This is a genomic window from Methylomagnum ishizawai, from assembly GCF_019670005.1.
GTDB classification, from domain to species: Bacteria; Pseudomonadota; Gammaproteobacteria; order Methylococcales; family Methylococcaceae; genus Methylomagnum; species Methylomagnum ishizawai.
This window is the reverse complement of the sequence record NZ_AP019783.1, coordinates 700,647-714,693: the sequence shown is the minus strand read 5'-3', so window position 1 is coordinate 714,693 and position 14,047 is coordinate 700,647. Positions and strand designations below refer to the sequence as shown.

The 14,047-nt window shown below is 64.5% G+C and carries 13 protein-coding genes; 8 read left to right on the top strand and 5 right to left on the bottom strand.

The window, feature by feature from the left end:
* Nucleotides 1–7 precede the first annotated feature (7 nt).
* The 3 genes from topA to K5658_RS03145 form a co-directional block, all read right to left on the bottom strand.
* Nucleotides 8–1,951, bottom strand: coding sequence for a type I DNA topoisomerase (gene topA / locus K5658_RS03155; RefSeq protein WP_221065542.1), 1,944 nt, complete (start codon nucleotides 1,949–1,951; stop codon nucleotides 8–10).
* Nucleotides 1,938–2,651, bottom strand: coding sequence for a DUF7986 domain-containing protein (locus K5658_RS03150; RefSeq protein ID WP_221065541.1), 714 nt, complete (start codon nucleotides 2,649–2,651; stop codon nucleotides 1,938–1,940). The genes topA and K5658_RS03150 overlap by 14 nt, the downstream gene beginning before the upstream one ends.
* A gap of 391 nt (nucleotides 2,652–3,042) precedes the next feature.
* The gene (locus tag K5658_RS03145; RefSeq protein WP_221065540.1) at nucleotides 3,043–3,540 is read right to left on the bottom strand and encodes a hemerythrin domain-containing protein; all 498 of its coding nucleotides are present in this window, start codon (nucleotides 3,538–3,540) and stop codon (nucleotides 3,043–3,045) included.
* Between the two features lie 480 nt (nucleotides 3,541–4,020).
* Here K5658_RS03145 and K5658_RS03140 point away from each other — a divergent pair, with 480 nt between their 5' ends.
* The 5 genes from K5658_RS03140 to K5658_RS03120 all read left to right on the top strand — a co-directional run bounded on the left by K5658_RS03140 (nucleotide 4,021) and on the right by K5658_RS03120 (nucleotide 7,904).
* Entirely contained in the window at nucleotides 4,021–4,173 is a 153-nt protein-coding gene (locus K5658_RS03140) for a hypothetical protein (protein WP_221065539.1), read from the top strand.
* A gap of 186 nt (nucleotides 4,174–4,359) precedes the next feature.
* Complete coding sequence (locus tag K5658_RS03135; RefSeq protein ID WP_221065538.1) at nucleotides 4,360–5,247, top strand: hypothetical protein; 888 nt, start codon at nucleotides 4,360–4,362, stop codon at nucleotides 5,245–5,247.
* 30 nt (nucleotides 5,248–5,277) lie between these two features.
* Nucleotides 5,278–6,000, top strand: coding sequence for a rhomboid family intramembrane serine protease (locus K5658_RS03130; protein WP_221065537.1), 723 nt, complete (start codon nucleotides 5,278–5,280; stop codon nucleotides 5,998–6,000).
* 95 nt (nucleotides 6,001–6,095) lie between these two features.
* Nucleotides 6,096–7,592 carry an FAD-linked oxidase C-terminal domain-containing protein gene (locus tag K5658_RS03125; protein ID WP_221065536.1) on the top strand — a complete coding sequence of 499 codons (1,497 nt, stop codon included), beginning with the start codon at nucleotides 6,096–6,098 and terminating at the stop codon, nucleotides 7,590–7,592.
* A gap of 36 nt (nucleotides 7,593–7,628) precedes the next feature.
* Nucleotides 7,629–7,904, top strand: coding sequence for a CCDC90 family protein (locus tag K5658_RS03120; RefSeq protein WP_221065535.1), 276 nt, complete (start codon nucleotides 7,629–7,631; stop codon nucleotides 7,902–7,904).
* Between the two features lie 151 nt (nucleotides 7,905–8,055).
* Here K5658_RS03120 and K5658_RS03115 read toward each other — a convergent pair whose 3' ends face one another.
* Nucleotides 8,056–9,603, bottom strand: coding sequence for an alkaline phosphatase D family protein (locus K5658_RS03115; RefSeq protein WP_221065534.1), 1,548 nt, complete (start codon nucleotides 9,601–9,603; stop codon nucleotides 8,056–8,058).
* Between the two features lie 142 nt (nucleotides 9,604–9,745).
* Between K5658_RS03115 and K5658_RS03110 the strand changes: the two genes are divergently transcribed.
* The 3 genes from K5658_RS03110 (at nucleotide 9,746) to K5658_RS03100 (ending at nucleotide 12,816) form a co-directional block, all read left to right on the top strand.
* A complete protein-coding gene (locus tag K5658_RS03110; protein WP_221065533.1) occupies nucleotides 9,746–10,390 on the top strand; it encodes a YceH family protein in 645 nt (214 codons plus the stop codon).
* Between the two features lie 90 nt (nucleotides 10,391–10,480).
* A complete protein-coding gene (gene nadA / locus K5658_RS03105) occupies nucleotides 10,481–11,578 on the top strand; it encodes a quinolinate synthase NadA (protein WP_221065532.1) in 1,098 nt (365 codons plus the stop codon).
* A 2-nt stretch (nucleotides 11,579–11,580) separates the two neighbouring features.
* The gene (locus K5658_RS03100) at nucleotides 11,581–12,816 is read left to right on the top strand and encodes an alpha/beta hydrolase family protein (RefSeq protein WP_221065531.1); all 1,236 of its coding nucleotides are present in this window, start codon (nucleotides 11,581–11,583) and stop codon (nucleotides 12,814–12,816) included.
* Between the two features lie 95 nt (nucleotides 12,817–12,911).
* Here the strand turns inward: K5658_RS03100 and K5658_RS03095 are convergent, their stop codons facing one another.
* Nucleotides 12,912–13,943, bottom strand: a complete 1,032-nt coding sequence (locus tag K5658_RS03095; protein WP_221065530.1) for a cytochrome-c peroxidase — start codon at nucleotides 13,941–13,943, stop codon at nucleotides 12,912–12,914.
* Between the last annotated feature and the right edge of the window lie 104 nt (nucleotides 13,944–14,047).

Genomic DNA, 14,047 nt, shown 5'->3' with positions numbered 1-14,047 from the left:
CCCCGGCTCACTGGCGCGGGCCGGACGGCTTGCGCTTGGGCGCGGATTCGGCCCGTTTCCCAGGCCGCCGCCGCTTGGGCACGGCGGGCGCGTCCCCACCCTCACGCGCCGCCGCCTCATCCGGCAAGGTCGCCCGGCACCCCGCCGCATAACCCGAACAACCCCAGAACCAGCCATTGCGCCCATTGATCCGCCGCATCGGCTTGCCACACTCGGGGCAGGCGCGGGCCGGGGCGGTGGCGTCCACTTGCGCTTTCGGCGCACCGGAACGCCGCGCCGCGCCTTCCGACGGCGGCAACGCGCCGATCTCCTGGCGCAGGATGTCGTAGGTGGCCGCGACCACGCTGCGGTATTGGCGCTCGCCACGGGCGATCTCGTCCAACTGGTCCTCCATGCGGGCGGTGAAATCGTATTCCAGGAAGCGGAACGAGGGCTTGAGCATATCCACCACGGCCTTGCCGATGTCGGTGGGATGCATGATCTTCCCCTTCAACACCACATAGCCGCGCCGCACCAAGCCTTCCATGATGGCGGCATAGGTCGAGGGCCGCCCGATCCCGAGGCGTTCCAGCGCCTTGACCAGACCGGCCTGGGTGTAGCGCCTGGGCGGCTCGGTCTGCTTCTGGACCAACTTCCCATCCTTGGCGGTCAGCGCGTCGCCGGGCTTGAGGACCGGGATCGGGTTGTCGCGGTTCTCGGCTTCCAGCTCGTCGGCGGCATCCCCGCCCGCCAGCGCCAGCCAACCGGCGGACTTGAGCTTTTCGCCCTTGCCGCCGAAGCGGATCGTCTTGCCGTCGAGTGGCTCCACCGATTCCAACACCACCTGCCGCACGTCATAGACCGCCGCCGCCAATTGCGAGGCCACGGCCCGTTCCCAAATCAGTTGATATAAAGCCCGTTCGCTGGCATCGCCCCCGGCGGCGCGGTGTTCGATATGGGTGGGACGGATGGCTTCGTGGGCTTCCTGGGCCGAGGCTTTGGCCTGCCAGCGGCGCGGCGCGGGGGCCAGCGGCAATTGTTGTTTCTGGCCGTAGGCGCGGATATCACGGATGGCCTCGTCCGAGAGATTGGGGCTGTCGGTACGCATATAGGTGATCAAGCCCTGCTCGAACAAGGCTTGCGCCACATCCATGGTCTTCTTGGGGTTGAGGTTGAGCTTGGCCGAGGCGGCTTGTTGCAGGGTGGAGGTGGTGAAGGGTGCGGGCGGTTCGGCGCGGCGCTCGCCATCCTTGAAGCCGACCACCTTCACCGCGCGGATTGCGGCGACGCGCTGGGCGAAAGCCAGATCGGTCCAATACTCCTGACCTTCCGGCAACAGCGGTTTGGGCAGCCAATGCGCCCGCCAATCGCCGTGCGGCCCCTCGAAATATAGGGTCACACCGTAATGGGTGATGGGCTTGAAATGCTCGATCTCGCGCTCGCGGTCCACCACCAGGCGCAAGGCCGGCGATTGCACCCGCCCCGCCGACAGCCGCGACGCCATGCGGCGGCACAATTCCGGCGACACCAGATATCCCACCAAACGATCCAGCGAGCGCCGGGTTTCCTGGGCCGCGACCAAGTTCAGGTCGATCTTGCGCGGTGCCTGGACCGCCGCCCGTACCGCCTTCTCGGTGATTTCATGGAAAGTGACCCGCGCCGGGTTTCTCAGGCCGACGGCCATCTGGATATGCCAGGCGATGGCCTCGCCTTCGCGGTCGGGGTCGGTGGCGAGATAGACCTCGCGGGCGGTTTTCGCCAGCGCCTTGAGCTTTTGCACCTGGGGCTTGGCGCGGTCCAACACCACGTAGCGCGGTTTGAAATCGGGGGGCTCCAGGCCCATTTCGCGCTCGGGCAGGTCGCGGATATGGCCGAAACTGGCTTCGACCGTCCAACCCGGTCCCAGGAGGCTGCGGATTTTGCGGGTCTTGGTGGGACTCTCGACGATGAGCAGCCGGTCAATGTTCGGCATCGGTGTAGAACATATTGTCCTCGCCGCCTTCCCGCAGCGCGATGCGGATGATCTGGGCCTCGAAGGAAGCCGCCTGCGCTTCCGAGAACGCCGGGCGGGCGGCGGTTTCATCGGGGAGATATTTGCGGACCACCGGGCGCATCTTGTCCGCGTACACGGGCTCGGCGACCGGGATCAAGGTGCCGGAGGACATGGCGAATCTAGGAAAAACCAGCAAGCGCCCGGCCACGATCAAGCCCGGCTCGGCGGTTTCGCTCAAGGCGATATCGATCAAATCGAAGCGCTCGCCGCCCAAAAGGTCGCACAGGGTCGCGCCCCGGCGCTGGTGCTGGATTTCTTCCACCCGGAACAAGGAATAACGGGAACGGCCCATCGCCTCCAACAACGCGGCCTCGGTGGAACCGGGCGCGGGCGGGTGTTGTTCGCGGTAGCGGTCGAGGACGGTCTTGTCGGCGCGGCGGTAATGATGGAAGCAGTAGTCGTAGAGGATAGCGATTTCATCGTCGTTGTTGAGGATCAAGGTGCCGGCCTTGACCAGGCCGAGTTTCTTGCCGCACTCCGGGACCGCCGCCTTGGGCACTTCCTTGGCGAGGGCTGTGTTGAGTTGGAGTGCGGCTTTGCGGATATCCTTGTAGCGGTCGATCAGGTCGTCGTCGCGGGCGGCTTGCTTGCCGAAAACGAAAGAAAACAGCCATTTCATGGTGGGTTCGCCGGGGGTTGGGGGTCGGGGCGGGGATTTTACCTTGAAGTGGCGGGAGCTGGCCGGGCAGCGTTGCAATCCACAGGGTCATGTGTGGCGCTCCGACACCGGGTCTGGGCTGGCGGGATCGAGGCTTGGATGAATTCCATCCAAACCTGGAACACAGCCCTGCCAATGCGGGATGGATTGATCGGTGCCGCCATCGATCCATCCGCGCTTGGCCTTTATCCGCCTACGGATGGAATCCAGAAGCCCACGGCTGGCATTCGCGCATGGATGCGGCTCCGGCTTCCAGCACCACCGCTTTAAACTGCCACCTTCCGCGTAACCCGGATGGCGTTAAACGCAATCCGGGCTACGGGTTGGCTATCGATTCGGCGCGGCTGGGTCGCTAGGCGGACTCCGCCATCTCCTCCCGCAACGCCTGCTTGCGCTGGGATAGCGCCTCGCCCAGGGCGGCGGTATCCACCTTGGCCTTCACCGCTTTCGGAAACATCTCTTCCTCTTCCTCGGCGACGTGGTGTTCGATCATTTCGCGGAGTACCATCACCTTGGCGTCATATTGGTCGTCTCCGGGTTCCATGCTCTCGAGTTGGATAATCAAATCCTCGGCGCTGGCATGTTCGACCTCCGCCTCGTCCATCATCTTGTCGTCATCGATGGCCTTGCGTACCGCCGGATAGAAGACTTCCTCCTCGACCTGGGCATGCCGCATCAATTCGGCACAGATCCGCTTCACGAGTCCGTCCTTGGCGGCGGCTTCTTCATCGCCCCCGGACATCGCCTCGAATTGCTCGAAGAGGTTTTTAACCCGCGTATGGTCCTCCTTCAGCAGAGCGATGGCGTCGAGCCCGTGGGTTTGTTTCGATCCCTGTTTTGCCTGAGTCATACCGTCCTCCATGTCAATGCCGGGAAATCCGGCATTCTCGGAGGGTTAGTGAGCCGCGCAAGTCCGAGGTTCCCGGTCCGGTTCGCCTGTCGGGAACATTCCATCTTGCCTGCCCATTTGGAGCATTTGGGGCGCTGGAGCATTTTCACGTTATCTGTAGGGTGGGCGCGTATTCCGTGCCCACCGGGACCGCCCGGAAGCGGTGGGCATGAGTACATGCCCACCCTACGACCGAGCCTACACCCAAACCGGAAACGCCCTAACTACCCCGCTCCCAATACGGCCGCCCCGGCGGGCGGTGTGGGGCTATCTCGACCTGGAGGTCGTGGATTTCCGCAAACCGGCCCACGGCTTGTCGCAACTCCGCAAGAGCCTGGGCGCATCGGGCAAGCTCAAGTTCACGGCCTTCGATATCGCCATCGCCACCTATGGGAAAAAGCGTATCCGACCGAAGACCCGGCCAAGGCACTCAAGGTTATCTTGGCCGACAGCGAGGACGTATTGGATTCCATCGCCGACAACGCGCCGTCCTGGTTGGATGTCGCGGAGAACCGTCCGCGACATGGACGCCAGCAAGCCAGTCATCTGGGATACCAGAGTCGATCCGAGCAAGCACCGCTGTTCGAGGCCTAATTGGGTCAAGATATCGGCGGTCTCCGCAGGGATTTCAAGACTCAAGGCCGGCATGGTCGATCGCCTACGGATGCGGTCCCGGAATTACGACGCCCCCCGGCCAAGGCGTCAATCCAAAGCCCCCTATCCACCCCCCACCTCAATACGCTAGATTTCCCCTCCACCATCCTCCCGGAAACCCGTCCCATGCATCCCTTCGCCCACTTCATCCTGCGCCACCCGCTGTCCGCCGTGCTGGTCGCGGGCCTGTTCGGCATCCTGGCCTTGAAAATCCCACCCTTCGCCCTGATCTCGGCGGCGGCGCTGGGTTTGTACGCCCTCCGCCAGGGCTGGCTACCCGCCGCCCTGGTCATGCTGGGCGCGGGGCTGGTGGTCGCGGGCGGCTGGTTCTGGCTCGGCTCGCGGCCCGGCTTGGATTTCCCCTTGGTGTTCGCGCTGTGGCCGCCCTCGCTCATCGCCGCCGAAACCCTGCGCCGCAGCGAATCCCAAGGCGCGGCCCTCCTGGTGGTGGGCGTTTGGGTGGGCTTGTTCATCCTGGGAATGCACCTCGCGACCGGGGACGTGGTCGCGTTCTGGAAGGCTTGGCTGCACCGCGCCGTGGCGGCGGTGCCGGGCGCGACCGTCAAGGGTTTCGAGGAAAACGACACCTTGCGCATCATGAACGGCCTCCTGGCCGTGCTGTACGGGCTCAGCCTGATGCTCGGCCTCTTGTTCGCCCGCTGGCTGCAATCCTTGGTGTATCACCCCGGCGGCTTCGGCCCGGAATTCCGGCGGCTGCGCCTGCCGCGCCTGGCCTTGCTCGCGACCGTCGCCCTGATCTGGCTCTCGGGCTATTTCAGCCCGGTGTTGCTGGCCGATTTGTTCATGGCGGCGATGATGCTGTATTTCTTCGTCGGGCTGGCCGTGATCCATGGGGTGATCGAAGTGCGTGGCATGAACCGGGGCTGGGCCTTGCCGGTCTACATCGTGCTGGTGTATTGGCCGCAATTCGCGCTGTCGGGGCTGGCCTTGGTGGGTGCCATCGACGCCTTCGTCGATTTCCGCGCCCAGCAACCCGCCCCACCCCAAACCTGAACCCATCCCGCCATCAAGGAGCCGCCCCGCATGATTCCCTACCGCGATACGATCCCCCTGCGGTATACGCCCTGGGTCACTTGGGGTTTGATCCTGGTGAATTTCCTGGTGTTCGCCTACAGCGAGTGGTTGCCGCTGGAAGCCCATAACTATTTCAACTACCTGCATGGCCTGGTGCCGGCCCGCTATACCTTCCCGGAATGGGCGGGCAAGGCCGGTTTCCCGGCGGGGGATTACACGCCGTTCGTGACTTCCATCTTCATGCACGGCAGTTGGCTGCATATCGTGACGAATATGTGGATGCTGTGGATTTTCGGCGACAATGTCGAGGACCGCATGGGCGGGGTACGCTTCCTGGCGTTCTATCTCTTGTGCGGCTTGGTCGCGGGCGGCTTGCATGTGCATTTCAACCCGCAATCCCTGGTGCCGACCTTGGGGGCTTCCGGGGCATTGGCCGGGGTGATGGGGGCTTATTTCTTCCTGTTCCCCTATGCCCGCATCGTGATTTGGGTGCTCTTCCTGCCCTTGTTCGTGCGGGTGCCGGCCATCGCCTTCCTGGGGGTATGGGTCATCATCCAGTTCTATAAAATCACCACGCCCGCCGCCGCGGGCGATCACATCGCCGACGTGGCGTGGTGGGGACATTTGGGCGGCTTCAGCGCCGGGATGTTGTTGTACCGGCTGTTCCTGCTGCCGGAGCGCGACGAGCCGGAAGATTCGCCCTTCACCCGCTGGGAACGCAGGGCGGAATAGCGAAGCATCTTCCGCCAACCATCGCGCCCACGCCGCGTTCTGTTAGCCTTGCGGCGCCTTACGCGCGCCCGCGCCCAAACCCGACGAACCCGCCCATGAGCTACCAACCCCATCCCGCCGAGCGCATCTCCCACCACACCGACCGCGCCCGCTTCCTCGATCGGCTGCGGCCCCATTTCCCGGAAGACGCCGTACTCTCCGAACCCGAAGACCTCCGGCCCTATGAATGCGACGGGCTGTCGGCCTACCGGGTCGTGCCCTGGTTGGTGGTCCTGCCCGAGACCGTGGAACAAGTGCTGGCCGTGCTGCGCCTGTGCCGGGAACACGGCGTGCCGGTGGTGGCGCGGGGCGCGGGCACGGGCCTGTCGGGCGGGGCCCTGCCGGTCGAAAATGGCGTGCTGCTCAGCCTCGCCAAATTCACCCGCATCCTCGCCATCGACCCCGACAACCGTTGCGCCCGCGTCCAGCCGGGCGTGCGTAACCTGGCGGTTTCCGAAGCCGCCGCCCCTTACGGCCTGTATTACGCGCCGGACCCGTCCTCGCAAATCGCCTGCACCATCGGCGGCAACGTGGCCGAGAATTCCGGCGGTGTGCATTGCCTGAAATACGGCCTGACCGTGCATAACGTCCTGGAAGTGAAGCTCGCCACCCTGGACGGCGAACTCGTCACCCTGGGCGGCGGCGGGTTGGACGCGGCGGGCTACGACCTGTTGGCCCTGGTCTGCGGCTCGGAAGGCTTGCTAGGCGTGATCGTGGAAATCATCGTGAAGCTGCTGCCCCTGCCGCCCAGGGCGCAGGCGGTATTGGCGGCGTTCGATAGCATCGAGACGGCGGGCGCGGCGGTGGCGGCGGTGATCGCGGCGGGACTGTTGCCCGCCGGTTTGGAACTGATGGACAACACCACCCTCCGCGCCGTGGAAGCCTATCTCCATCCCGGCTATCCCGAGGACGCCGCCGCCCTGGTGCTATGCGAACTCGACGGGCTGCCGGAGCAAGTCGCCGCCGATATTGAACAAGCCGAGGCGGTATTGCGGGCCGGCGGCGCCCTGGCAGTCCGCCGCTCCCGGAGCGAAACCGAGCGCAAAAGCTTCTGGGCCGGACGCAAGGCGGCGTTCCCGGCCCTGGGCCGCCTGGGTTTCGATTATTACTGTATGGACGGCACCATCCCGCGCCGCCATCTGGCCAAGGTGTTGCGGCGGATCGGCGAACTGTCCGGGGAATATGGGTTGGGCGTCGCCAATGTCTTCCATGCGGGCGACGGCAATCTGCATCCGCTTATCCTGTACCATGCCCACCGCGCCGACGAATTGGCGCGGGCCGAAGCCCTGGGGGCGCGTATCCTGGAACTCTGCGTGGAAGTCGGCGGCACCGTGACCGGCGAGCATGGCGTCGGGATGGAAAAGCTGGACACGATGTGCGCCCAATTCCCCAGCCCGGAACTGGCCCGTTTCCATGCCGTGAAACAGGTGTTCGACCCGCGGGGCTTGCTCAATCCCGGCAAGGGCGTGCCCAGCCTCAACCGTTGCGCGGAATACGGGGCCGTGCATGTCCACGGCGGACGCTGGCCGCATCCCGAATTGGAGCGGTTTTAATGATTAGGAACAGGGGACATAGGTAAAGCGATGGCGATGCTCGATACGCATAAACTGGCCCGCAAGCTCAGGGAGTCCGGCTTCGACGAACGCCACGCCGAGGGGCTGACCGATGCGCTAAGGAGCTTGGAAATCGGGCGCGACCACGCGACCCGCCGCGATCTGGAACTGGTCCGGCAGGAGGTACGGGATTTGGAATTCCGCATCGACGCCCGGTTGCAAGCGCTACGGGGCGAACTGACCTTGATCAAATTGCTGTTGCTGGCGGTCGTGGCCGGGATCGGGGCCATCGCGGGCAAGCTGTATTTTTGAAACCACCCCAAAACGGCGGGGCGGAGGAACCCGGTTCCTCCGCCCCGCCGTTTTTTATCCATCCCGTCCGGCGCAAAAAAAAGCGCGGCGGAGAAAGTCTCAACCCCTCCGCCGCGCCCTCCCTCAGACAGGAAATCTTGAGCGTTCCGGCCTACTCGGCGTTCAACAGCTTGCTATAGACCTGCTGGCCGTCGATGTCCTTGAACTGCACGGTCAGCGCCTGGGTGGCCGGGTCGATATCGACCTGGCCGAAGAACTGGTAGCCGGCGTAGGGCGAGGAGTTCTGGACCGCCGGGGCGATCTCGAACACCGGCTGGATGCCGAAGGTTTGGTCCTTGGTGTTCGGGCCGAAGCTGCCCGCGTTCAAGGGACCCGCGACGAATTCCCAGAACGGCAGGAAATCGTTGCTGGCCGCCTTGGTGGGATCGTAGTAGTGGGCGGCGGCGTAATGCACATCGGCGGTCAGCCACACGATGTTCTTGATGCCCTGGGCCTTGATGAAGCTCAGCAAGCCGGCTATTTCCAGTTCGCGCCCCAGGGCCGGGCCGTTGTTGCCGTTGGCGATGGCTTCCCAACGCGGAGTACCGTCGGGATTGGTGCCGTCGCCGACGTTCAGGCCGATGGGCATGTCGGCGGCGACGACCTTCCATGTGGCGGTGGATTTTTTCAGGCCGTTTTCCAGCCACGCCACCTGCTTGTTGCCCATGAAGGCGGTGTCCGGGCCGGGCGCGGCCTGGAGGTTGGCGCTGTTGGGACCGCGATAGCTCCGCATATCGAGGACGAACACATCCAGCAAGGGACCATAGGAAATCTTGCGGTAGACCCGCTCCGGCTCGTTCGCGCCCTCGGGACGCAGCGGCGCATAATCGTGGAAAGCGATATCGGCCCGCGCCACCAGGGTCGGGATATCCTTGACGGTGTAGCGCGGATCGGCGCTCAGGTCTTTGGCATCCGACCAGTTGTTCACCACCTCGTGGTCGTCCCATTGCCAGATTTGCGGCACTTCGGCGTTGAAACGGCGGACGTTCTCGTCCAGGAGGTTGTATTTGTAGCGGCCCCAGAATTCGGCCTGGGTCTCGGCCACCTTGGAGACTTCCGGGGTGACGATGTTGGTCCAAGTCTTGCCGTTCTCGGCGGTGGCGCTGGGCAGGATGACGCCATCGGCGTAGATGTTGTCGCCGCTATGGATGAAGAATCGCGGATTGACCTGGCGCATGGCCTCGTAAATCTTCATACCGCCGAAGGCGAGGTTGATGCCCCAGCCCTGGCCGTTGGTGTCGCCGCCCCAGACGAAACGGATGGCCTCGCCGGGCGCGACGGTGTGGAACTGGCCCAGCACCGGCACGCTCTTATTGCGGGCGTTGGTCAAGTCCTCGAACCAGACCTTGACGTAGACATCCTGGCCCAATTTCAGGCCGGTCAGTTCCTGGCGCACGATGAAATCTTCGCCCGCCGTGGCATAGGAACCGCGCACGACCTTGGAACCTTTGAATTTATTGTTGTAGGCATATTCGACCATCATGCGGGCTTCGCGGTCGGCGCGGCTCCACACGATGACATTGCCGCCTTGCAAATCGCCGAACTGGACGCCCTGGTCCATCGCGGGACCGGCGGCGGCGACGGCTTGGGTGCTGGCGCAGCCCATCATCAAAGGCAAGGCGATCAAGGCGGTGCCGAGGCGGAAGTTGCGTGGGTTCATCGTTATCCTCGCTTAGTTATATGGAAGTTGTAGTGAACCGCGGCCAGGTATGTTTCCACGTGAAGGTCCGGTTGCAAGTCGATGAATCGACCCTCCCGGCCTGTGTGATACTTAACCCTCCTCCACAGCGCGGTATCGAACCATGAACCACCAGCTCACCCCCCACGAAGCCCGCATCATCGGTGCCCTGATCGAGAAGGAAATCACCACCCCCGAGCAATACCCCCTGTCGCTCAACGCCCTGACCGCCGCCTGCAACCAGAAAAGCAACCGCGACCCCGTCCTCGACCTCGCCGAAACCACGGTGAAACAAACGGTCGATGGGCTCATCAAGCGCTATCTGGTCAGCACCCTGACCGGCGGACGGGTGGTCAAATACCGCCAGCGCTTCTGCAATTCGGCCTTCGGCGATGTGCAGCTCAACCCGGTCGAGGTCGGCGTGATCTGCGAACTGCTGCTGCGCGGCCCGCAAACGCCGGGGGAACTCCGCACCCATGCCGAACGCCTGTGCAAAATCAACGATCTGGCCCAGGTCGAAACCGCGCTGGCCCGGCTGGCCCAGCGCGACCCGCCCATGGTGGAAAGCCTGCCCCGCGAACCGGGCAAGCGCGAAATCCGCTATCGGCATCTTTTGGGCGACGCGGACCCAAGCCATATCTTCAGCCCGGCGGAAATCCAGGCCAGCGGCCATCACCCCGGCTCCGACCGCGAACGCATCGCCGCGCTGGAAAAAGAGGTGGCCGAACTCCGCGCCGAGGTCGAGCGCCTGCGGCAGTTGTTCGAGTGAAGGCCGCGGTCCGCCGTCCCCGGCCCGCGCCTATTCCCGACCCCGGCACGATGTTATGATCGCTATCCCTTTGATTTCTAGGTTCCCGCCATGTCCGCATCCGCTTTAGCCCTGACCGATTTCGCCCTGCTCGACGACGCCGAATGCGAGGCGCGCCTCCGCGCCGCCAAACGCGCCCTAGGTAAACGCTGCGTGATCCTCGGCCATCATTACCAGCGCGACGAGGTGTTCCGCCATGCCGACCTCACCGGCGATTCCCTCAAGCTGTCGCGGGAAGCCGCCCAGTCGGAGGCCGAATATATCGTGTTCTGCGGCGTGCATTTCATGGCGGAAGTGGCCGACATCCTATCGCGCCCGGAACAAATCGCCATCCTGCCGGATTTGGCGGCGGGCTGCTCGATGGCCGATATGGCGAACCTCAAGGCGGTGGAACGCTGCTGGCGCGAACTGGCCGAAGTCATCGATCCCGACCAATGCGTAACGCCCGTCACCTACATCAACTCGGCGGCGGATTTGAAAGCCTTCTGCGGGCGGCATAACGGCACCGTCTGCACCTCCAGCAACGCCCGCAAAATCCTGGAATGGAGCTTCGATCAGCGCCAAAAAGTGCTGTTCTTCCCGGACCAGCATTTGGGGCGCAACACCGGCTACCGCATGGGCATCCCGTTGGACCAGATGGTCACTTGGGATTTCACCCAACCCCGCGGCGGCTTGACCGAGGCGCAAATCAAGAACGCCCGCATCATCCTGTGGAAGGGCTTTTGCTCGGTGCATCAGATGTTTAGGCCCGAGCAGATCGACCGCTTCCTGGAGCGCCACCCGGATACCCAAGTCATCGCCCACCCGGAATGTGCGTTCGAGGTCTGCGAGAAGGCCCGATACATCGGCTCCACCGAATATATCCTCAAGACCATCCGCGAGGCCGAGCCGAATACCCGCTGGCTGGTCGGCACCGAACTCAACATGGTCAACCGCTTGGCGGACGAGGTGCGGCCCCAAGGGAAGGCAGTGCATTTCATGTCGCCGACCGTGTGCATGTGCTCGACCATGTTTCGCACCGATCCGCAGCACCTCTTGTGGGTACTGGAAAACCTGGCGGCGGGCAACGTGGTGAACCGGATCAAGGTGAACGAGGCCGATACCCATGCGGCGCGGCTGGCCTTGAACCGGATGTTGCAGGTGGCTTGACCATGCCCGGCCACCACAAGGGCAAGGCGATGCTCGCTAGCCTATTGGTCGCCCTCGGTGGTTGTTCGCTCTTCACCTCCCCGGACGCCCCTTCGCCGGGCGAGATACAGGAAGCCATGGCGGAGTTTTCGGCGCGGGGTGGATATATCCATTCCAGCGCGCCCGCCACGGTTCCGCTGCGCGAAACCTGGAAGGATGGGCCGACCGCCTTGGATATCTCGGTGCTATCCCCGGATAAGCCGGGCCGTTATCCCCTGGTCGTTTATTTTCCGGGCCTGGGCGAGGACGCCACGGCGGGCGGACTCTGGCGGCAGGCCTGGGCCGACGCGGGCTATGTGGTGTTCACGGCGCAGCCTGTGGCGGTGGGCAACGCGCTCAAGGCGCTCGGTCCGGGCCGGAACCACGACCTGCCCGCCATTGGCCGGGAATACTTCGCGGCGACCGCCTTGGAAAACCGTTTGCCCCATCTGGCCTGGGCCTTGGAGGAATTCCGGCGGCAGGCGGCCAGCGGACGCGCGCCATTCGCCAACGCGGATACGCAACGGTTGGCCCTGGTCGGCTACGACCTGGGTGCCCAGGCCGTCACGGCCCTGGTGGGCGGGAAACTGGGCGCGGCCCGGCCCGACCTGCCAGGGTTCGCTATCCGCGCCGCCATCGCCCTGAGCCCCTCGGTGGACTTGGCGGCGGGCAATCCGGCGCACCATTACAGCGACATACAGCCCCCCTTGCTGGTCGTCACCGCCAGCGGCGACGAAGACCCCTACGGCATCACCAGCCCTTCGCTCCGTACCGCCCTGTGGAAATACGCGCCCGCCCAGGGCAAATACCTCCTGCTGCTGCGCAACGGCTCGCACCGTTGGCTGAGCGGGGCCGGGCCGGAACAGCGGCGCGAGGGAACCGATGGCGACGGCCCGGACGACGGACAGGGCGGCTTTTTCGGTGGGGGCGGGCCTTTCCCAGCCGGGGATGGCGGCGACCGGCTCCGGGCCGATGCCTACGGCGGTAACGGCGGCGGCGGGGGGCACGGCGGACCGCCGGGCGGCGGTCCTCCCGGCGCGGCGGACGGGTTCCGCCGACCGGATGGACCAAGGTCGGAAGCTCAGCACTTGGCGGCGGTGCGCGATATCACCACGGCGTTCCTGGATGCCCAGTTGAAGTCCGATGCCGACGCACGGCGGTGGTTGGACGGACGGGCCGCCCGGTGGTTGGGCCGCTATGGCGATTTGAAGGCCAAATGAACCGGGATCGCGGGGCGGGATAGGGCCGTCGCTTTCCACCCACAAAAAAGCCGACCCGGAGGTCGGCTTTTCCGCATCCCCAAAGCGGGGCGGTCTTATTCGGCGGGGAACGCCTTGTTCGCGTAGGCGGGCAAACGCGGCATCTCGATCTTGGGGAACTCGCCGGTCAGGGCGTTCAGGAAGGCCACGATGTCGGCGCTCTGTTCGGCGGTCAAGTCCTTGTTGAGCTGCAACTTGGCCATGATCTTCACGGCGTCCTCCAGGCTCTGCACCTTGCCGTTGTGGAAATAGGGCGCGGTCAGGGCGATGTTGCGCAGGGTCGGCACCTTGAACAGGTGCGCGTCGGCGGCGTTCTTGGTCTCGGCCTGGCGACCCAGGTCGGCGCTGAAGTTGTACATGGCTTCCAAGGCGCCATTGTCGTTGGCCGGGAACTTCTGATAGAAGCCGGTGCCTTCCGGCAGGGCCGGGCCGTTGAAGGCCGGGCCGGAGTGGCAGGACACGCAACCGATATCGGCGAAGGTCTGCATCCCGCGGGCCTGTTGTTCGGTCAGGGCGCCCTTGTCGCCGCCGACGTATTTATCATACGGGCTGTTCGGGGTGATCAGGGTGCGCTCGTAGGCGGCGATAGCCTTGGCGGCGTTGTCGGCGCTGATGGAATCGGGACCGAAGGCGGCGGTGAAGGCGGCTTGGTAGCCCGGCATGGCTTTCAAGCGGGCGACCACATCGTCCCAGCTCTTCATGCCCATCTCGATGGGGTTGGTGACCGGACCCTTGGCCTGGGCTTCGAGGCTGGGCGCGCGGCCATCCCAGAACTGCACCGAATTGAACGCGGAGTTCCAAACGGTCGGGGCGCTGCGACCACCGCGCTGGTCCTTGACGCCGATAGAGCCGCCGCGGTTGTCTTCGCCGCCGTTCATCACGTTGTGGCAGGAATTGCAGGACAACACGCCATTGGCGGACAAGCGGGTATCGTGATACAGCATCTTGCCCAGTTCCACCTTGGCGGGGGTGGTGGGGTTGTCGGCGGGTTCGGGGGCTTTGCTGGGCAGGGCTTGCCATTCGGCGGCCACGGTGCCCAGCGATGCCGCCAGGAGGGCCGTGCCAATCAAGAGCTTGGTTTTGAACATGGGATGCTGCTCCTCTTATCAGTAAGCTGATGTGCTGTTCGGCATAGGTTTTATTGTCGATCCGCGGGCAGCGCCCGCTACCCGCTTGGAAAGCCCCTGGAAGC